Annotated in this window: 18 protein-coding genes; 5 read left to right on the top strand and 13 right to left on the bottom strand. The window is 67.0% G+C overall.

Annotation, left to right across the window (positions count from 1 at the left end):
- The first annotated feature begins 18 nt into the window (after positions 1-18).
- Both ddaH and V9G04_05005 read left to right on the top strand, forming a co-directional pair.
- A complete protein-coding gene (gene ddaH, locus V9G04_05010) occupies positions 19-834 on the top strand; it encodes a dimethylargininase (GenBank protein ID MEI2712657.1) in 816 nt (271 codons plus the stop codon).
- A 193-nt stretch (positions 835-1,027) separates the two neighbouring features.
- A complete protein-coding gene (locus V9G04_05005; GenBank protein ID MEI2712656.1) occupies positions 1,028-2,002 on the top strand; it encodes a type IV toxin-antitoxin system AbiEi family antitoxin domain-containing protein in 975 nt (324 codons plus the stop codon).
- Positions 2,003-2,061: 59 nt separating this feature from the next.
- Here V9G04_05005 and V9G04_05000 read toward each other — a convergent pair whose 3' ends face one another.
- Entirely contained in the window at positions 2,062-3,450 is a 1,389-nt protein-coding gene (locus V9G04_05000; GenBank protein ID MEI2712655.1) for a M1 family metallopeptidase, read from the bottom strand.
- Between the two features lie 155 nt (positions 3,451-3,605).
- Here V9G04_05000 and V9G04_04995 point away from each other — a divergent pair, with 155 nt between their 5' ends.
- The 3 genes from V9G04_04995 to V9G04_04985 all read left to right on the top strand — a co-directional run bounded on the left by V9G04_04995 (position 3,606) and on the right by V9G04_04985 (position 6,129).
- The gene (locus V9G04_04995; protein ID MEI2712654.1) at positions 3,606-4,463 is read left to right on the top strand and encodes an RIO1 family regulatory kinase/ATPase; all 858 of its coding nucleotides are present in this window, start codon (positions 3,606-3,608) and stop codon (positions 4,461-4,463) included.
- 58 nt (positions 4,464-4,521) lie between these two features.
- A complete protein-coding gene (locus V9G04_04990; GenBank protein MEI2712653.1) occupies positions 4,522-5,388 on the top strand; it encodes a Rossmann fold nucleotide-binding protein in 867 nt (288 codons plus the stop codon).
- 219 nt (positions 5,389-5,607) lie between these two features.
- Positions 5,608-6,129, top strand: a complete 522-nt coding sequence (locus V9G04_04985; GenBank protein MEI2712652.1) for a hypothetical protein — start codon at positions 5,608-5,610, stop codon at positions 6,127-6,129.
- 4 nt (positions 6,130-6,133) lie between these two features.
- Here V9G04_04985 and rlmN read toward each other — a convergent pair whose 3' ends face one another.
- The 12 genes from rlmN to rpsB form a co-directional block, all read right to left on the bottom strand.
- Positions 6,134-7,249: a 23S rRNA (adenine(2503)-C(2))-methyltransferase RlmN gene (gene rlmN, locus V9G04_04980; protein ID MEI2712651.1), complete on the bottom strand. Its 1,116-nt coding sequence runs from the start codon at positions 7,247-7,249 to the stop codon at positions 6,134-6,136.
- A 1-nt stretch (position 7,250) separates the two neighbouring features.
- Entirely contained in the window at positions 7,251-7,601 is a 351-nt protein-coding gene (locus V9G04_04975) for a hypothetical protein (protein MEI2712650.1), read from the bottom strand.
- A 12-nt stretch (positions 7,602-7,613) separates the two neighbouring features.
- Positions 7,614-7,955, bottom strand: a complete 342-nt coding sequence (locus V9G04_04970) for a hypothetical protein (protein MEI2712649.1) — start codon at positions 7,953-7,955, stop codon at positions 7,614-7,616.
- Complete coding sequence (locus V9G04_04965; GenBank protein ID MEI2712648.1) at positions 7,952-9,559, bottom strand: radical SAM protein; 1,608 nt, start codon at positions 9,557-9,559, stop codon at positions 7,952-7,954. The genes V9G04_04970 and V9G04_04965 overlap by 4 nt, the downstream gene beginning before the upstream one ends.
- Positions 9,556-10,293 (bottom strand): prolipoprotein diacylglyceryl transferase family protein, encoded by a 738-nt coding sequence (locus V9G04_04960; GenBank protein ID MEI2712647.1) that lies wholly within the window; start codon positions 10,291-10,293, stop codon positions 9,556-9,558. Before V9G04_04960 ends, V9G04_04965 begins: the two co-directional genes overlap by 4 nt.
- Positions 10,263-10,742, bottom strand: coding sequence for a hypothetical protein (locus tag V9G04_04955; protein MEI2712646.1), 480 nt, complete (start codon positions 10,740-10,742; stop codon positions 10,263-10,265). The genes V9G04_04960 and V9G04_04955 overlap by 31 nt, the downstream gene beginning before the upstream one ends.
- 44 nt (positions 10,743-10,786) lie before the next feature.
- Positions 10,787-11,317 carry a histidine phosphatase family protein gene (locus V9G04_04950; protein ID MEI2712645.1) on the bottom strand — a complete coding sequence of 177 codons (531 nt, stop codon included), beginning with the start codon at positions 11,315-11,317 and terminating at the stop codon, positions 10,787-10,789.
- Entirely contained in the window at positions 11,314-12,189 is an 876-nt protein-coding gene (locus tag V9G04_04945; protein MEI2712644.1) for a phosphatidate cytidylyltransferase, read from the bottom strand. The genes V9G04_04950 and V9G04_04945 overlap by 4 nt, the downstream gene beginning before the upstream one ends.
- A 16-nt stretch (positions 12,190-12,205) precedes the next feature.
- Positions 12,206-12,760, bottom strand: a complete 555-nt coding sequence (gene frr, locus V9G04_04940) for a ribosome recycling factor (GenBank protein MEI2712643.1) — start codon at positions 12,758-12,760, stop codon at positions 12,206-12,208.
- 56 nt (positions 12,761-12,816) lie between these two features.
- A complete protein-coding gene (gene pyrH / locus V9G04_04935; protein ID MEI2712642.1) occupies positions 12,817-13,533 on the bottom strand; it encodes a UMP kinase in 717 nt (238 codons plus the stop codon).
- Positions 13,534-13,685: 152 nt separating this feature from the next.
- Positions 13,686-14,495 carry a translation elongation factor Ts gene (gene tsf / locus V9G04_04930; GenBank protein ID MEI2712641.1) on the bottom strand — a complete coding sequence of 270 codons (810 nt, stop codon included), beginning with the start codon at positions 14,493-14,495 and terminating at the stop codon, positions 13,686-13,688.
- Between the two features lie 75 nt (positions 14,496-14,570).
- A complete protein-coding gene (rpsB, locus tag V9G04_04925) occupies positions 14,571-15,716 on the bottom strand; it encodes a 30S ribosomal protein S2 (protein ID MEI2712640.1) in 1,146 nt (381 codons plus the stop codon).
- Positions 15,717-15,922 lie beyond the last annotated feature (206 nt).

Raw genomic sequence — 15,922 nt, 5'->3', positions numbered from 1 at the left:
ACGCGGCACGATGGGCGCATGGACAATCGCCAGGCCCTCGTACGCCGCCCCTCCCCTCGTCTCGCCGAGGGCCTGCTGACCCATCTCGAACGCGCGCCGGTCGACGTGGACCTGGCCTTCGCACAGTGGGAGGCGTACGTCAGCGCTCTCCAGGACGCGGGCTGGGAGACCATCGAGGTGCCGTCGGCCGACGGCTGCCCGGACGCGGCCTTCGTCGAGGACACGGTAGTGATGTACGGCGATCTGGCCGTGATCACCCGTCCAGGAGCTGACGAGCGCAAGCCGGAGGTGGAGGCGACCGAAGCGACCCTGCGCTCGCTCGGCTACCGGATCGCGCGGATCGAGACCCCGGGCACACTCGACGGTGGTGACGTGCTCAAGTACGACGGCACCGTGTGGGTCGGGCACGGCGGGCGTACGAATCCCGAAGGGATCGCGCAGTTGGCCGCTCACCTTGCTCCGCTCGGCGCTGCGGTGATCACGGTCTCGCTGACACGCGTCCTGCACCTGAAGTCGGCCGTCACGGCACTGCCGGACGGCACGGTGATCGGGTATGCGCCGGTCGTAGATGATCCCTCTGTGTGGGACTCCTTCGTCGGCATGCCCGAGGAGCCCGGGGCACACGTGGTGCTCCTCGGAGCGGGAGCCGATGGTCGCGAGCGCGTGCTGATGTCGGCTGCGGCTCCTCGATCACGCGCACTCTTCGAGGATCGCGGGCTCGACGTGATCGCCGTGGACATCAGCGAGTTCGAGAAACTCGAAGGTTGCGTGACCTGCCTGTCGGTGCGGCTGCGGCACCGGCCATCGGCCATCGGCCATGGGCCATCGGCCTGAGTCTGAGTCTGAGTCTGGGTCTGGCCGGCTGGCGTTTTGAGTCCGCAGCGGACTCAAAGCCTGATCTGGCGCGCCAACGGCGGGAGTGTGGTGGATCTGGTGCACCTGGTGCGTCGGATCCACCACACTCCTCGTTTTCCACAGGGTGATCTCTCGGTGGGTTAGTTCCGGCTCGGCTGCGCAGGCTCCAGAGATGGAGTTTCGGCCTCAACTCGACACACTGCTCAGCGAGCAGGCTGGCGTGGTGCGACGAGCCCAGCTCGACGAATGCGGATATCGGCCGGCCGATGTGCAGCGGCTCGTGCGCAACCGGTTGCTCAACCGGGTGCATCCCGGCGTCTACCTCGATCACACGGGTGAGCCATCGTGGCTGCAATCCGCATGGGCCGGCGTACTCGCGGTGTGGCCCGCCGCTTTGGTGCATGGTTCGGCCCTGCGGGCGTACGAGGGTCCGGGTCGGCGCGGCGACTCAGCAGCGCTGCTCCAGGTCGGAGTCGACCGGGCGCGCCACGTCGTCGCACCCCTCGGCGTGCAGGTGCATCGGGTCCCTCGCTTCCATGAGCGAGTCCAATGGAATCTCGGGCCGCCGAGAATGCGCTATGACGATGCTGCGCTCGAGGTCGCCATCCGGAGCGCGACAGACCTCGACGCCATCGCCGTGCTGAGCAGAGCGGTGCAGGGCAGGCGTACGACCGCGGGTCGCCTGCTGGAAGTCCTCGACGCGCGACCACGAGCCAGCCGCCGCGCGTGGTTGACCGCGGTGCTCAAGGACATCGACGAGGGGACGTGCTCGGTTCTGGAGCATGGCTATTTGACCCTCGTCGAGCGAGCGCACGGGCTGCCGGTCGCCTCGCGTCAACTCCCCGGCACATCAACTCAGGGACTGCTCTATCGCGACGCGGCCTACGACTTCGACTTGTTGATCGAACTCGACGGAAGGCTCGACCATGATTCGGTCGCCGACCGAGAGCGAGACTTCGAGCGGGATCTGGATGCGGCGGTTTCGGGCTTCGACACCCGGCGGATCTCTTGGGGCCAGGTCTACGAGCGGCCGTGTTCGACCGCCGGCAAGATCGCGGTGCTCCTGGCCCGTCGGGGCTGGGAGCGCCGCCCGCAGGCTTGCGGTCCGGGGTGTGACGTGTCGGCCTGGTTCGACAGGGCGAGTTGAACGAACGCCGCCAGGACTGTGGTGGATGTGATGCACCAGGTGCACCAGATCCACCACAGTTAGCCCAGGCCGTACGCCGCGGTGTCGGGGGGCGGGGTCGCGCCCGCCAGCCACACGGCGAAGAACGCGTCGAGGTCCTGCCCGGACACCTGCTCGGCCAGAGCCTGGAACTCCGCGGTCGTGCCGTGTCCCAGTCGGTGATCGGACACCCAGGTCCGCAGCAGGTTCGCGAACGTGTCGGGGCCGATCACGCGACGCAACGCCACCAGCGCCATCCCGCCGCGCAGATAGATAGCCGATTCGAAGATGTTCTCCGCTCCAGGGTCGGCCAGACTGATCCGCCACCACTCGTTGCCCGCGCTGAGCACCTCGTACTGATGGCGCAGCCACTTGTCGGCGGTCGCTCCCCCGTGGGTCTCTGCCCAGCGCTGTTCGGCGTAGGTGGCGAATCCCTCGTTGAGCCAGATGTCTTGCCACTTGCTGACAGACACCGAGTCGCCAAACCACTGGTGCGCCAACTCGTGGACGAGCAGCCAGTCCTCGGTGCCGGCCCAGGGATAGACCGGCCGAGTCTGGTTCTCAAGCGCAAAGCCGAAGCCGAGGGACGTCACAAGGCCACCGGCTGAGTCGAACGGGTACGGGCCAAGCTCTTTGACCAGCCAACGCAAGATCGTGGGAGTGCGCCGCAACCACTTGAGCGCGAATCTGCTCTGCGTCTTGCCGAGCCCGCGCGACACTGCGTTTACCCACGGCACGCCCGCGTCCGTGCCGCGCTCGATCTGGAAATGACCGAGTGCGAAGAAGGCCAGATAGGTGGCCATCGGCTGGGACGAACGCCACCTCCACAGTGTCTTCTGGCCGTGCTTCTTGCGAGAGACCTGGCGCCCGTTGGCGATGGCTTGCATTCCGGCGGGTGCTGCGACCGTGATGTCCATCAGCGCCTTGTCACTTGGGTGGTCGTTGCTCGGGAACCACCACGGCGCCATGTGCGGCTCGTTGATCGCCACCACTTCGCGACGGTTCGCGTTCCAGTTCTGCTCCCCGGCGTAGTGGTGTCGCCCGGGCCGGTCGGCGTAGCGCACGACCACCGTGTGCGTGCTGTCTGCAGCCAGCGCGGTCGCCGGTGTGATCGTCAGTTCGTGAGTGCCTTGGCGTTGGAAGGCAGCCTTGGCTCCATCGACGCGCACACTGTCGACGTCGAGGAGAAAATCGAGGTTGAACGCCGACAGGTCCTGGGTCGCCTTGAGCCGGATCCGCGTGGTGCCGCGCAGCACGCGCGAGTCGAAGTCGTAGGCCACCTTCACCCGGTAGCCCAGCGCGTCGATCCCCGGGTTGCCGTCGAGGGGGAAGTAGGGGTCGAGGGACGTACGCGCGGGCGCTGCCAGCGCCTGGGCGCCCAGGGTCGCGATCATGGTGGCTGCGGCCAGGGTCGCGAGAGTCTTCTTCACGCCGGGAGCATAGGGGCATCGGCCGATATTCAGTTGCACACAACCATGCTTGTGAGCAGGATCAGGATTCCTTCCGTCTGAGAGGAGTCGCGACATGTCCCTCAATGTCCTCGACATGCCCTGCATGTCATCCATCACTTCTCTTTGGAGCAACGTTGACGCACGAGGCGTACGGGGAGCCGCTCCCCTCGCTTGACCCGGAGTTCACGTTCGAATTCCGGCCCTATGACGAACTCGACGAGTCCACCCAACGCTGGAGCACCTGGTGGGAGGTCGACCCGCTGTGTCGCGGCCCCGAGCCGCGACCTGACTGGGTGGATATCTCGCGCGGTGCCATCGACACCGAACTCGGCATCTTGAAGACCGGCAAGGAAGCCGATGTCTTCCTGCTCGAACGCAGTGATCCGCATCTCGGCACGTCGGTGGTGATGGCCGCCAAGCGCTATCGCGACACCGACCATCGCTCGTTTCACCGCGCCGCGACCTATACCGAGGGCCGCTCGGTCAAGCGCTCACGCGACGAACGTGCCCTCAAGCGCAAGTCCAACTGGGGGCGCGAGGTCGCGAAGTATGAGTGGGCCACCTCGGAGTGGAACGCGCTCGTTCGGCTGTGGCGCCTCGGTGCACCAGTCCCCTACCCAGTGCAGATCGACGGCACCGAGGTGCTGATGGAGTGGGTGCGCGACACCGAGGGTGAGTCGGCGCCGCGGCTGGCGCAGACGCGTCCCTCGCCGGTGCTCTTGCGTGCCTATTTCGATCAACTTGTCGACGCGCTTGCCCTGATGGCGCAGGAGGGAATCGTGCACGGGGACCTCTCGGCATACAACATCCTCGCGACCGGCGAACGCCTGGTGATCATTGATCTGCCGCAGATCGTCGACCTCGTCGGCAATCCGCAAGGCTTCGACTTCCTGCACCGCGACGTGGCCAACGTGTGTGGCTGGTTCGGCGCACGAGGTCTGGACGTCGACCCCGAGGAGACGTACGCCCATCTGGTCGCCCACGCCTTCTAGCCGTTGAGTTGGGCCTCGCGGGGCGTTGAGTTGGGCCTCGCGTGGCTATCGTCTCCCCGTGGCGCCCGTCGATCCTCAGCGAAGCACGCTCTACACCGCGAGCGAGCTCTACGACAGCGTGCTCGCGGGAGGTTCGTACGCCGACTCGCTGGACGCTCGCGCGTACGCCTGGTCTCGCTTTCCCTACGCCGAGCCGGACGCGCTGGCCAGGGTGCTGCACGACCACGCGATCGACGAGGCCCTGACCGCATGGATCCGCGGGCGCCGGCTCGTCGGAGTGATGGGAGGGCACGCCGCTGAGCGTGGGAGTCGTAGGTATGTTGACGCAGCGCTTTTCGCTCACGGTCTCGGCACCGCCACCGTCGTCGCCACTGGCGGCGGTCCGGGCGCGATGGAGGCGGCCAACCTGGGTGGGCGGCTGGCCGGACACGATGTGGCCACCCTTGATGAGGCGCTGGCGGAGTTGGCCGCCGTCCCGTCGTTTCGGCCCGATATCGATGCCTGGGTCCGATCCACGCTGGCAGTCGACGTGCCCGACCCGCACGACAGCCTGGGCATCCCGACGTGGCACTACGGTCACGAGCCGCCGAACGTGTTCGCCACGGCCATCGCCAAGTACTTCCGCAACGCCCAGCGCGAGGCGATCCTGCTGCACATCTGCGACGGCGGGATCGTCTTCCTGCCCGGCGCGGCGGGCACGATCCAAGAGGTGTTCCAGGACGCCTGCGAGAACTACTACGCAGACGAGTCACGCGTGACGCCGATGATCCTCGTGGGGCACGAGTTCTGGACCCAGACCCTGCCGGTCTGGCCGCTGCTCCAGACGCTGGCTCGCGGGCGGGCGATGGAGTCGTACGTCCACCTTGTCGAGGGTGTCGACGACGCGGTCGCGCTGCTCGCCGATGGGCGCGACGTGGCTCCCTGACCCTGCGGCACGACCTACTCCTGCGCGCTTGCCCTGTGTCCTGCTCCTGGCAAGGCAGGCAGGGAGAGCAGCGAAGGAACCCGTGAGCGTGCGACGCAGCTCGGAGCCAACCGACGCCTGCGTCGCAACGAACTTCCCCGCGACTGACACGCGATCGCTCGCTTGTTTGCCGGGTCGCTCTGGTTACGACTGTCGGTCGCTTAGTGCAGTGTCCTGCTCATGAGCACTTACATTGGGAAATGGCGATGGGTGAACGAAGAGGATGATACGAAGGCTCTCCTTGGCATCGTCGTTCAAGAAGACCCCGATCAGTACCCGCCCCTCCTCGTCTACAAGAACCAGTCGATGTCGGAATTCGACGTGATGGCGTGGTTCGAGAGCGAGGAGATCGCGAGTCTCGCCGCTGAGCGCATCGACCGTATCCTCACCGCAGACGAGTTTGCTCGTATCGGAGGAGCAACCGTCGCGGAAGGCCTCGGGCTTCGAGGCGAAGAGGCCAACGATCACCCTGGTGTCGAGTGGGTTTGCGCTTTAAAGGATAACGACGACCCTGACCCCGCAGTGCGGGTCACCGGGGGAGCCCATGGCTCGGCACGCCTTTGGGCCGTGCCGAGCACCGACGGCGAAGTCTTCGCCTTGTTTACCTACGTCAATGACGAGCGATGGATCCTCGCGGAGTTCACATCCGAGGTGATGGCGAACAACTTCGTGGAGTTCGTGGACGGGTGCCGCGACGCGTAGGTGCCTACTCGGCCGCCGCCAACTGCCCGCACGCGCCGTCGATCTCACGACCGCGGGTGTCGCGGACCGTGGTCGGGATGCCGCGCGCTTCGAGGCGGCGTACGAACTCTCGCTCGTCGGCCGGGTCGCTGGCCGTCCACTTCGAGCCAGGCGTGGGGTTGAGCGGGATCAGGTTGACGTGGACCCAGCCCCAGTCTCCGCGCAGGAGTACGTCGGCCAACAGGTCGGCACGCCAGGCCTGGTCGTTGATGCCGCGCATCATGGCGTATTCGATCGAGACGCGCCGCTTGGTGATCGTGGCGAAGCGGTAAGCCGCGGCGACGGCCTCCTCCACCTTCCAACGCGTGTTGACCGGGACGAGTTCGTCGCGCAGTTCGTCGTCGGGAGCATGCAGCGAGAGCGCCAGGGTGACCGGGATGCCTTCGTCGGCGAGTTGGTTGATCCGGGGCACGACGCCGACCGTCGAGACGGTCACGCCACGCGCCGACATGCCGAGACCGGCCGGCCCCGGATCGGTGAGGCGGCGTACGGCGCCGATCACCGCGTTGTAGTTGGCCAGCGGTTCGCCCATGCCCATGAAGACGACGTTGGTGACGCGTCCGTCGCCCCCGGCGACCTCACCGCGATGCAGGGCACGCGCACCGGCGATCACCTGCTCGACGATCTCGGCGGTCGACATGTTGCGCTGCAGGCCGCCCTGTCCGGTCGCGCAGAACGGGCACGCCATCCCGCACCCGGCTTGCGACGACACACACATCGTCACCCGGCCGGGATACCGCATCAGCACCGACTCGACCAGCGCGCCGTCGTGCAGCCGCCACAGTGTCTTGCGGGTGGTGCCCCCGTCGGCCTCCTGGGTGCGTACGGCGGTCATCAGGTTGGGCAGCAGAGTGTGCACCATCTCGTCGCGCTGACCCGCGGGCAGGTCGGTCATCTGGTCGGGGTCGTCGACCAGGCGGGTGAAGTAGTGGTTGGACAGTTGCTTTGCCCGAAAGCCCGGCAGCCCGGCCTCGGTGAGCGCGGCAACGCGCTCGTCTAGCGTCAGGTCGGCCAGGTGCCGTGGCGGCTTGCCGCGTTTGGGGGCCTCGAAGACGAGAGGCAGTTGTTTGGGTTCGGTCACGTCAGCCCTCGCGCGCCATCATCAGCCACAGCACGAGCGCGGAGACGCCGACGATGACGATCGACGTGACGAACATCCCCAGCAGGAAGTGCCTGGCGAACCATCGCGTGCGCGCTGGCACGAGGAGCGCCAACGGCAACGCCAACAAGATCGCGAGCAAAGGGAAGAGCCTGTCTGCGGTGTCCTGGTCGAAGGCAACCCGGGTCAGCCCGACGTACGCCGCGGGCACCAGGCAGGTGTATGCCAGCCCGGCGAAGAACGCGGTGATGGCGATGAAGATCGGGTGGTCGCGCGGCCAGGTGTGCTTCTCCACGGCCGCCTGCTGCGGCGGGGCGGACTGCTCCGTCGTCATGGCGCTAGCGTCTCACGTCCAGACGAACCAACCCTGCACCACACCGACGACACCGCCCACGATCAGCGCCGCGAGATAGAGCAGTACGAGTCGGGTGTCGCCGAGTTTGCACCTCGAGGTCATGAGGCCGGCACGCCGGGCACGCCAATAGCCGACGAATCCCAGTGCCGCAAACCCCACCAGGGCGACCGGTCCCAGCATCCAGCCGAGCAGCGCAACGGTCGCGAACACGCACAGCCGCAGCGGGTCGTACGCCGGCTCGGCGCCGGGGACGACGCGATCAGGACTGACCAGCCGCGGATCGGTGAGTTCGTGACCCCTCGGCGGGTCTTCGTGACCCATCGGCGTGCTCATGGAGTGACCGGCTCTGCGCCCGCGCCCGTCCCCGTGGCGGTCGAGAGGCGGCGTACGGCCAAGGGCTGCCAGGCCTGCACGGCGCAAAAGGGCGCGCACTGGTGGACCGGGGTGCCGTCGTCGTGAGGTTGCGAGTTGACCGTGCCGACGTGCACGCAGCACTGCGTGAGCCGTTCCTCGATCAGGGTGTTCATATCCATGAAGGGCTTCACGGTGACCCGCAGCACCCGCTCCCCCAGCAGTTTGCGCAGCCGCTGATGCTGCCCGGGCAGCCGACTGGCCGCCAGGGTGGTCAGGGTCCCGATCCCGAGGTCGCAAGTGGTGCAGATATCGCGCCAGATGTTGCCGATCCTCGGGTGCGACAACGACGACTGCTCCGACAAGAGGCCGAGCAGAGAGTCCTTCACGGCTTCTTTCAGCGATGCCGGGATCGCGTCGTCGGCAATCCGATTGGCGAGCACGTCCGGTTCCAGATCGAGCCACTGCTTGAGTCGCTCCACACCGATCAGCGAGACCAGCGAACGCCAGGTGCCGGAGTCGTCGCGCAGCAGATAGCCCACCGAGCAACAGTGCGGATGCGAACACGGCAGCGCGGTCAGGTCCCGCCAGGTGACGGCACCGGCGGTCTGCTCGTCCAACCGGGCGAGCACCCCGGTATGCGTAAGCCGGTCCATCGGGTCGATGCCAGCCGAGCGACCCGAGCCGAAGACCGGCTGGATGGTGACCCCACCGACGTAGGGCGTGTCGAGGCCGCGTTTGACCACGAATCCGATCTCGTCATCGTTGACCCCTAACGCCGCCGTCATCGTCAAGGTCATGAAAACACCGGCCACCGACAGTCGCTCGATCGCTTGCTCCTTGAAGCGCCGGATGTCGGCACCGCGGTGGAACGCCGACGCCTCGGCGGTCTCCCCGTCGTACTGCAGATAGACCTCGACCCGCTCGCGGTGCTTCGCGAGCAGTGCCACCAGGTCGTCGTCCTGGGCGATCGCGAGTCCGTTGGTGTTGAGCAGGATGCGTACGACCGGCCGCGCGACCAGCGCGTCGAGCAACTCGGCGAGCTGCGGATAGAGCGTCGGCTCACCGCCCGACAGCATCACGACGTCGAGGCGACCGTTCTCCCGCGCGAGCCGGGTGTCGATGTTGGCGAGCACCTGCTCCAGCGGTGCGACCGACGCCAATGCGGGAGCCGAGGAGGCGAAGCAGGTCGGGCACTTGAGGTTGCAGTGGTCGAGCAGGTCTTCCAGCAGGATGCAGGTGTGCTGGGTCTGCATCTCCGGCAGGCCGTCGGCGTACGCACTGGGAATCGGCGCGAAGTTGCCACGGATGTCGGGTTCGTGGATCTTCGTCGGCGCGGTCCACTCCTCCAGATAGCTCAAGATCTCCGGCGACTCGTCATACAGCGTGCGGACCAGGCCGTGGTAGGGGCACCCACGCTCGAGCCAGATCCGGCCGTCGCGCTCGGCGAGCCAACCGCTGAGGCGGCGTACGTCAGCCAGCGGCCGCTCAGGGTGCTCCTCGTGACACAGCGGGCAGAACGCGTTGACATAGCGGTGGATCCGGTCGCCGCGCAGCGGCATCCCGGCGCCTCGGGTCGTCGTCATGCAGGGACCTCCTGGGTCGTCGGTGCGGTGGTCTCGACGTCACGGCGCCACCGCCACCAGATCCTGGCCAGCACGAACGGGATCGTCACCGCCAAGAAGAGCTGCGGACGGGTCAGGCCCTGCCACGCGACCTCGTTGCCGCGCCAGAACTCGATGCCGAAGCGGAAGAGACCGTACGCCGCGACGTACCAGACAAACGTCTCCCCCGGCGGCAGGTCACGGTGGCGCAGCCACCACCACAAGGCGACGAACGCGACCGCGTGGAAGGCACTCTCGGCGAGGAAAGTCCAGTGCAGGGACCGGCCTGCGGGGCTTTCGCTGAGATAACAGCCGATCCTTCCGACCGCCATCCCCGCGGCGACCGCCGGAGCAAAGAGGTCTCCGGTCCTCGCCCGATAGCCGACGACCCACTTGGCGACATGAACACCCAGCCACGCCCCGACCAGACCGCCGAGGATGGAGCGGTTGCCGCGGACCCACTGCTCCACCAGTGAGGCATTCGCGCTCGGGTCGAGGTGCTGAGCCCAGGTGCCCAGGCGCATGAAGATCGCGCCGCCCAGCAGCGCGCCCATCACGATGTAGAGCATCCTCTCGTCGGTCGCGCCCCGCCGGCGGGCCTCGACGGTGAAGACGAGCGCGGCCACCGCGATGCCGAGAGCGACGAAAAGCCCGTGCGTGGGGACTTCCGCGAGGGTGGGGTACATCAGGCGACCGGCATGAACATGGCGAACCATGGCAGCGCACAAACTCCTGCGCCGATAATGGTGCCGATGCACAGGCCCATCACGAAGCCCGCACCCAGCTGACGGGTCCTCCGGATGCACAGCAGCACGATCGCCGCGATGATCGGGAGCACGGCCAGAATCAAAGCCCCGGCGAACCAGATCCCGGCTTCCTCACCTTGAGAGCTGGCGTCGTAGGAGCGGGCGAAGCCTACGAAGAGCACCACGGCGAGGTAGACCCAACTCACCACGGCGCCGAGCAGCACCCCCAGGATCACCGGCCAGGGCTTGATCGGGTCCGCCCCCGGTGGCACGCCGTACGGGCCACTCGGGCCACTCGGGCCCCCGTACCCGGGACCGTACGGACCACTCGGCCCGCCGTACGCCGGATCCCCCGGGGGCGGAACCGGCGGTTGAGAGCCGCCTTCGTAGTCAGGGCCGTTCGGCGGTTGCTGGCTCATGCTCAGCAGGGTGTCACATCAGGACCATTCCGAGACGCCGACGGTTATTCACTCGGACGGACGATCTGGCGCCAGTCGACCCGGATCAGGTCCGGCATCACCAGGGAGCGCCAGCGGCGGATGTCGGGCGGCGTCTGGGTGAGTGCTGCGACCAGCAGCGTGAACGCGGTCCCGTGGCCGACCAATACCACGTGCCCACGCCCGGCCTCGTCGAGGAGGTCTCGCGTGGCCTGCGTGATGCGGGTCTGACACTCGCGGCCGGTCTCCCAGCCTTCGACCGGTGCGACATCAGGATCGGCGAGGCTGCGCCGGACGGCATCTTCGAAGTCGGCCGGGTCGATCCAGGTGCGCTCGACCTCGCGGAGTTCTTCGAGTTGGCGGGGCCGCTTGGCTCCCAGGAGCAGGGCGGTGTCTACCGCCTTGGGCTCCGGCGAGCAGGCCCACAACGCCTTGCGCGGCAGCCGGGGACGGATCGCCTCGATATCGCCGAGGTACGCCGGGTCGAGTCGCCACTGCTCGGGCGGGCGCTCCGGGTCGATGATCGGCCGGGCATGGCGGACCAGATAGAGACTCATGAGGCGAAGACGGTGTAGTGCAGCAGCAGCCAGATCGGCGCGATGGTCGCGAGCAGTGAGTCGAGCCGATCCATCAGGCCCCCGTGGCCGGGAATGATGTGGCTCATGTCCTTGATGCCGAGGTCGCGCTTGATCACCGATTCGCACAGGTCGCCCAAGGTGGCCATCACGACCGCGATCAAGCCGAGCGCCACGCCTACCCAGATCGGCCCGTCGAAGAGAAACTCCACCAGAGCCCAGCCAGCAGCGACACAGAAGATGACCGACCCGGCGAATCCTTCCCATGACTTCTTCGGCGAGATCACCGGAGCCATCGGGTGCTTGCCGAAGAGCACGCCCGCGACATACCCGCCGATGTCGCTGGCGATCGTGACCAGGATGAAGGTGATGATCCCCTTGACGCCGTCGTCCCAGCGTTCGAAGTCAGTGGCACCCCCCTCACCCAACATCAGCGCCACGAACGACCCCAAGAAAGGCACATAGATCAGCGTGAACACGCTCGCGGTCGCAGTGCGTACGTATCCCTCCACCCCTCGGTGCAGCAGCCACAGCATGACCGACAATCCGGTCACGGCCGTGGCGGTCATGACGGCGGCAGAGCCGAAGAAGTAGGCCACCATCACCATCACGACACCACCCACCATCAGTGGCTGTTCGGGCAGGTCGATGTCCTTGGCGAGGAACCCCTTGCGCAACTCCCAGACCGCGATCACCACCGCCGCGGCGACGATGAACATGAACGCGGTCTTCCAGAAGTAGAGCGAGGCCGCGATCGCGCCCAGCAGTACGACGGCAGAGCCGATCGCCGCGGGCAGGTTGCGCCCGGCCCGGCCGTGGTCCTTCTGGGCGGGGACAGAGGGTGTGGTGGTCATGAAGATGTCCGAGGCCTCAGACCTCCAGCAACTCCGCTTCCTTGTGCTTGAGCAACTCGTCGATCTTGTCGGTGTGCTGCTTGGTCAAAGCGTCGAGTCGCTTCTCGCCGCCGGTGACGTCGTCTTGGCCGACGTCACCATCCTTCTCGAGCTTCTCCATGGCCTGCTTGGCGTGGCGGCGCAGGTTGCGTACGGCAACTCGGCCGTCCTCTGCCTTGGCGCGAGCCACCTTGATGAACTCCTTGCGGCGCTCCTCGGTCAGTTCGGGGAACACGCAGCGCAGCACCTTGCCGTCGTTGGCCGGGTTGACGCCCAGATCCGAGTCTCGGATGGCGCGCTCGACAGCACCGATCTGCGAGAGGTCGTACGGGGCGATCAGCACGATGCGCGCCTCGGGCGTGCTGAACGACGCGAGTTGCTGCAACGGCGTCGGCGTGCCGTAGTAGTCGACGTTGATCTTGGAGAACATGTTGGGGTTCGCGCGGCCGGCCCGGATCGCGGAGAACTCCTCGCGGGTGGATTCGACCGACTTGTCCATCTTGTCGTCGGTCTCGTTGAGGATGGAGTTGATCACGGGTCTGCTCCTGCTTGTGTCGTCGTGCTCTGGTGGCGGTGGACCGTCAGCGCTCAGGCACTTTGGCTCACCAATGTGCCAATCTTCTCACCCTGCACCGCGCGCCGGATCGTCCCCGGCGTCGACAGGTTGAAGAAGACCATGTCGAGGTTGTTGTCGCGTGCCATGGCGATGCCGGTGGCATCGGCGACCTTGAGGTCGCGCGCGAGGTATTCGTCGTACGTCAGCCGGTCGAACATCACGGCCGCAGGGTTCTTCGCCGGGTCGGAGTCGAAGACGCCGTCGACGCCCTGCTTGCCCATCAAGATGACCTCACAGCGCGTCTCCAGCGCACGCTGGGCCGCCACGGTGTCGGTGGAGAAGAACGGCATGCCGGCGCCGGCGCCGAAGATCACGACGCGCCCCTTCTCCAGGTGCCGGATCGCCCGGCGCGGAATATAGGGCTCGGCGACCTGACCCATCGTGATAGCAGTCTGGACGCGGGTCTCGACCCCATGCTTTTCGATCAGGTCCTGCAAGGCCAGACAGTTCATCACCGTGCCGAGCATGCCCATGTAGTCGGCTCGGGCGCGCTCCATGCCTCGCTGTTGCAACTCGGCGCCGCGGAAGAAGTTGCCGCCGCCGACCACGATCGCGACCTCGGTGCCAGCCTTGGCCACCTCGGCGATCTCTCCCGCGAGGCCGTTGATCACGTCGAGGTCGAGGCCGACGGCACCACCACCGAAGACTTCACCGGAGAGCTTGAGCAGGACTCGCTTGTATGCCGTCACCGAGGGCCTTTCGCCGTGGTCGCGTCTCGATCAGGAAGAACCTATCGGGCGTCGACCCGGGATGCGCAAGGGGGCGGTACGACTCTCGTCGTACCGCCCCCTTTCCACAGCTCTCATCATCGCTGACGCGCTCGGGTGCGTGCCTGAGTGCGTCAGGCGCCGATCTCGAAGCGGGCGAAGCGCTTGACGGTGGTACCGGCCTCGTCAAGGACGGCCTTGACCGACTTCTTGGCCTCGGTGACCGACTCCTGCTCCAGCAGGACGATCTCCTTGAAGAAACCACCCAGGCGACCCTCGACGATCTTCGCGATCGCCTGCTCGGGCTTGCCCTCCTCGCGGGTCTTCTGCTCCGCGATCGAGCGCTCGGACTCGACCAGGTCGGCGGGCACCTCGTCGCGGGTGAGGTACTGCGCCCTCATCGCCGCGATCTGCATGGCCGCGGCGCGCGCGGCCTGCTCGTCACCCTCGAACTCGACCAGCACACCCACCGCGGGGGGCAGGTCGGCGGCACGCTTGTGCATGTAGGTGACGACCGGACCGTCGAAGTACGCGACCCCGCCCAGCTCGATCTTCTCGCCGATGCTGATCGCGAGGTCCTCGACGACCTCACCGACGGTCTTGCCGTCGAGCTCGACAGACTTCAGCGACTCGGTGTCGGTGGCCTTCGCGGCGTTGGCGGCGTCGGCGATGCGCTGGGCAGCGGCGACGAAGTCCTCGTTCTTGGCGACGAAGTCGGTCTCGCTCTTGAGCTCGACCAGCGCGTTGCCCGACGTGGCGACCAGACCGGCAGCGGTCTCACGCTCGGCGCCGCGAGCGGCGGCCTTGGCCGCGCCCTTGACGCGGAGCAGTTCGACAGCCTTGTCGAAGTCGCCGTCGGTCTCGGTCAGCGCCTTCTTGCACTCCATCATGCCCGCGCTGGTGAGGTCGCGGAGCCGCTTGACTTCGGCAGCGGTAATAGCCATGTTTCCTCCTGGGAAATCGGGGGTTGAACGTGACCGGCGGCGGGCGTTTGCGCCACGCCGCCGGCTACACGGTGATCAGTCTTCGGCCGGCTTCTCGGCGTTGACGAAGCCGGCGGCTTCGGCGGCCTCGACGGTGCGGAACCACACCTCAGCGACCGTGCGGTCGTACCACGGGCTGGACTCGGCGTGGAACTTCATCGAGTTCTTGTTGCCCTTGATGGTGAAGCCCTCGGGAGCCGAACCGTCTTCGTTGGCGGCGGCGGAGTCTTCGCCGAACTCACCGGCAACCGCTGCGAACGCCACGGGGGCGGCCGCCTCGTCGCTGGCAGCGTCGGCAGCCTGCGCGGCCTCGGTGGACTCACCGGCAGCGCCGGTCGACTCGGCGGCAGGGGTCGCGTCGGCGGCAGCGGCGTCGCCGCCGGTGGCCTCGACAGCAGCGTCAGCGGCGCCACCGGTGAGCAACTCCTGCTCCCACTCGGCCAGCGGCTCCTCGGCGCCCACGGACTCCTCGCCCTCGGCGGCCTTCGCCCCGGAGCGGGCCACGAGGCCCTCGGCGACCGCGTCGGCGACAACGCGGGTGAGCAGACCGACGGCGCGGATCGCGTCATCGTTGCCCGGGATCGGGAAGTCGACCTCGTCGGGGTCACAGTTGGAGTCCAGGATGCCGACGATCGGGATGCGCAGCTTGCGCGCCTCTTCGACGGCGAGGTGCTCCTTGTTGGTGTCGACGATCCAGACCGCGGAGGGCGTCCGGGTCATCTCACGGATCCCGCCGAGGGTCTTGTCGAGCTTGTCGCGCTCCCGCTTCATCTGCAGGAGTTCCTTCTTCGTGCGTCCCGAGCCGGCCACGTTGTCGAAGTCGACCTCGTCGAGCTCCTTGAGGCGGTTGATCCGCTGGTGCACGGTGTTGAAGTTGGTGAGCATGCCGCCCAGCCAGCGCTGGTTGACGTACGGCATCCCGACGCGAGTCGCCTGCTCGGCGATGGCCTCCTGGGCCTGCTTCTTGGTGCCGACGAACATGATCGTGCCGCCCTTGGCGACCGTCTCCTTGATGAAGGCGTACGACCGGTCGATGTAGGCGAGCGACTGCTGCAGGTCGATGATGTAGATGCCGTTGCGCTCGGTCATGATGAAGCGCTTCATCTTGGGGTTCCAACGACGGGTCTGGTGACCGAAGTGGACGCCGCTCTCGAGCAGCTGGCGCATGGTGACGACTGCCATGGTGAATCTCCTGGTGTGGGGAGGCGCTCGCCGGTGTGCTCGTCCTTGCGTACGAGGACGAGCCGGGTCACGTGCTCCGTAGTTTTTCAGTTCGTTGCCTCCGGCGGGGTGCCTTCGGCCCTGACGCACACACGCCTTCCGACCGGCTGTGAAGCCGGACCGAGGAACGACGCCCGCGGGCGATCGCGACTCCAGGGAGTCACGTC

Origin of the sequence: Nocardioides sp. (assembly GCA_037045645.1) — a bacterium.
Classification (GTDB): domain Bacteria; phylum Actinomycetota; class Actinomycetes; order Propionibacteriales; family Nocardioidaceae; genus Nocardioides.
This window is presented reverse-complemented; position numbering and strand designations above follow the sequence as displayed.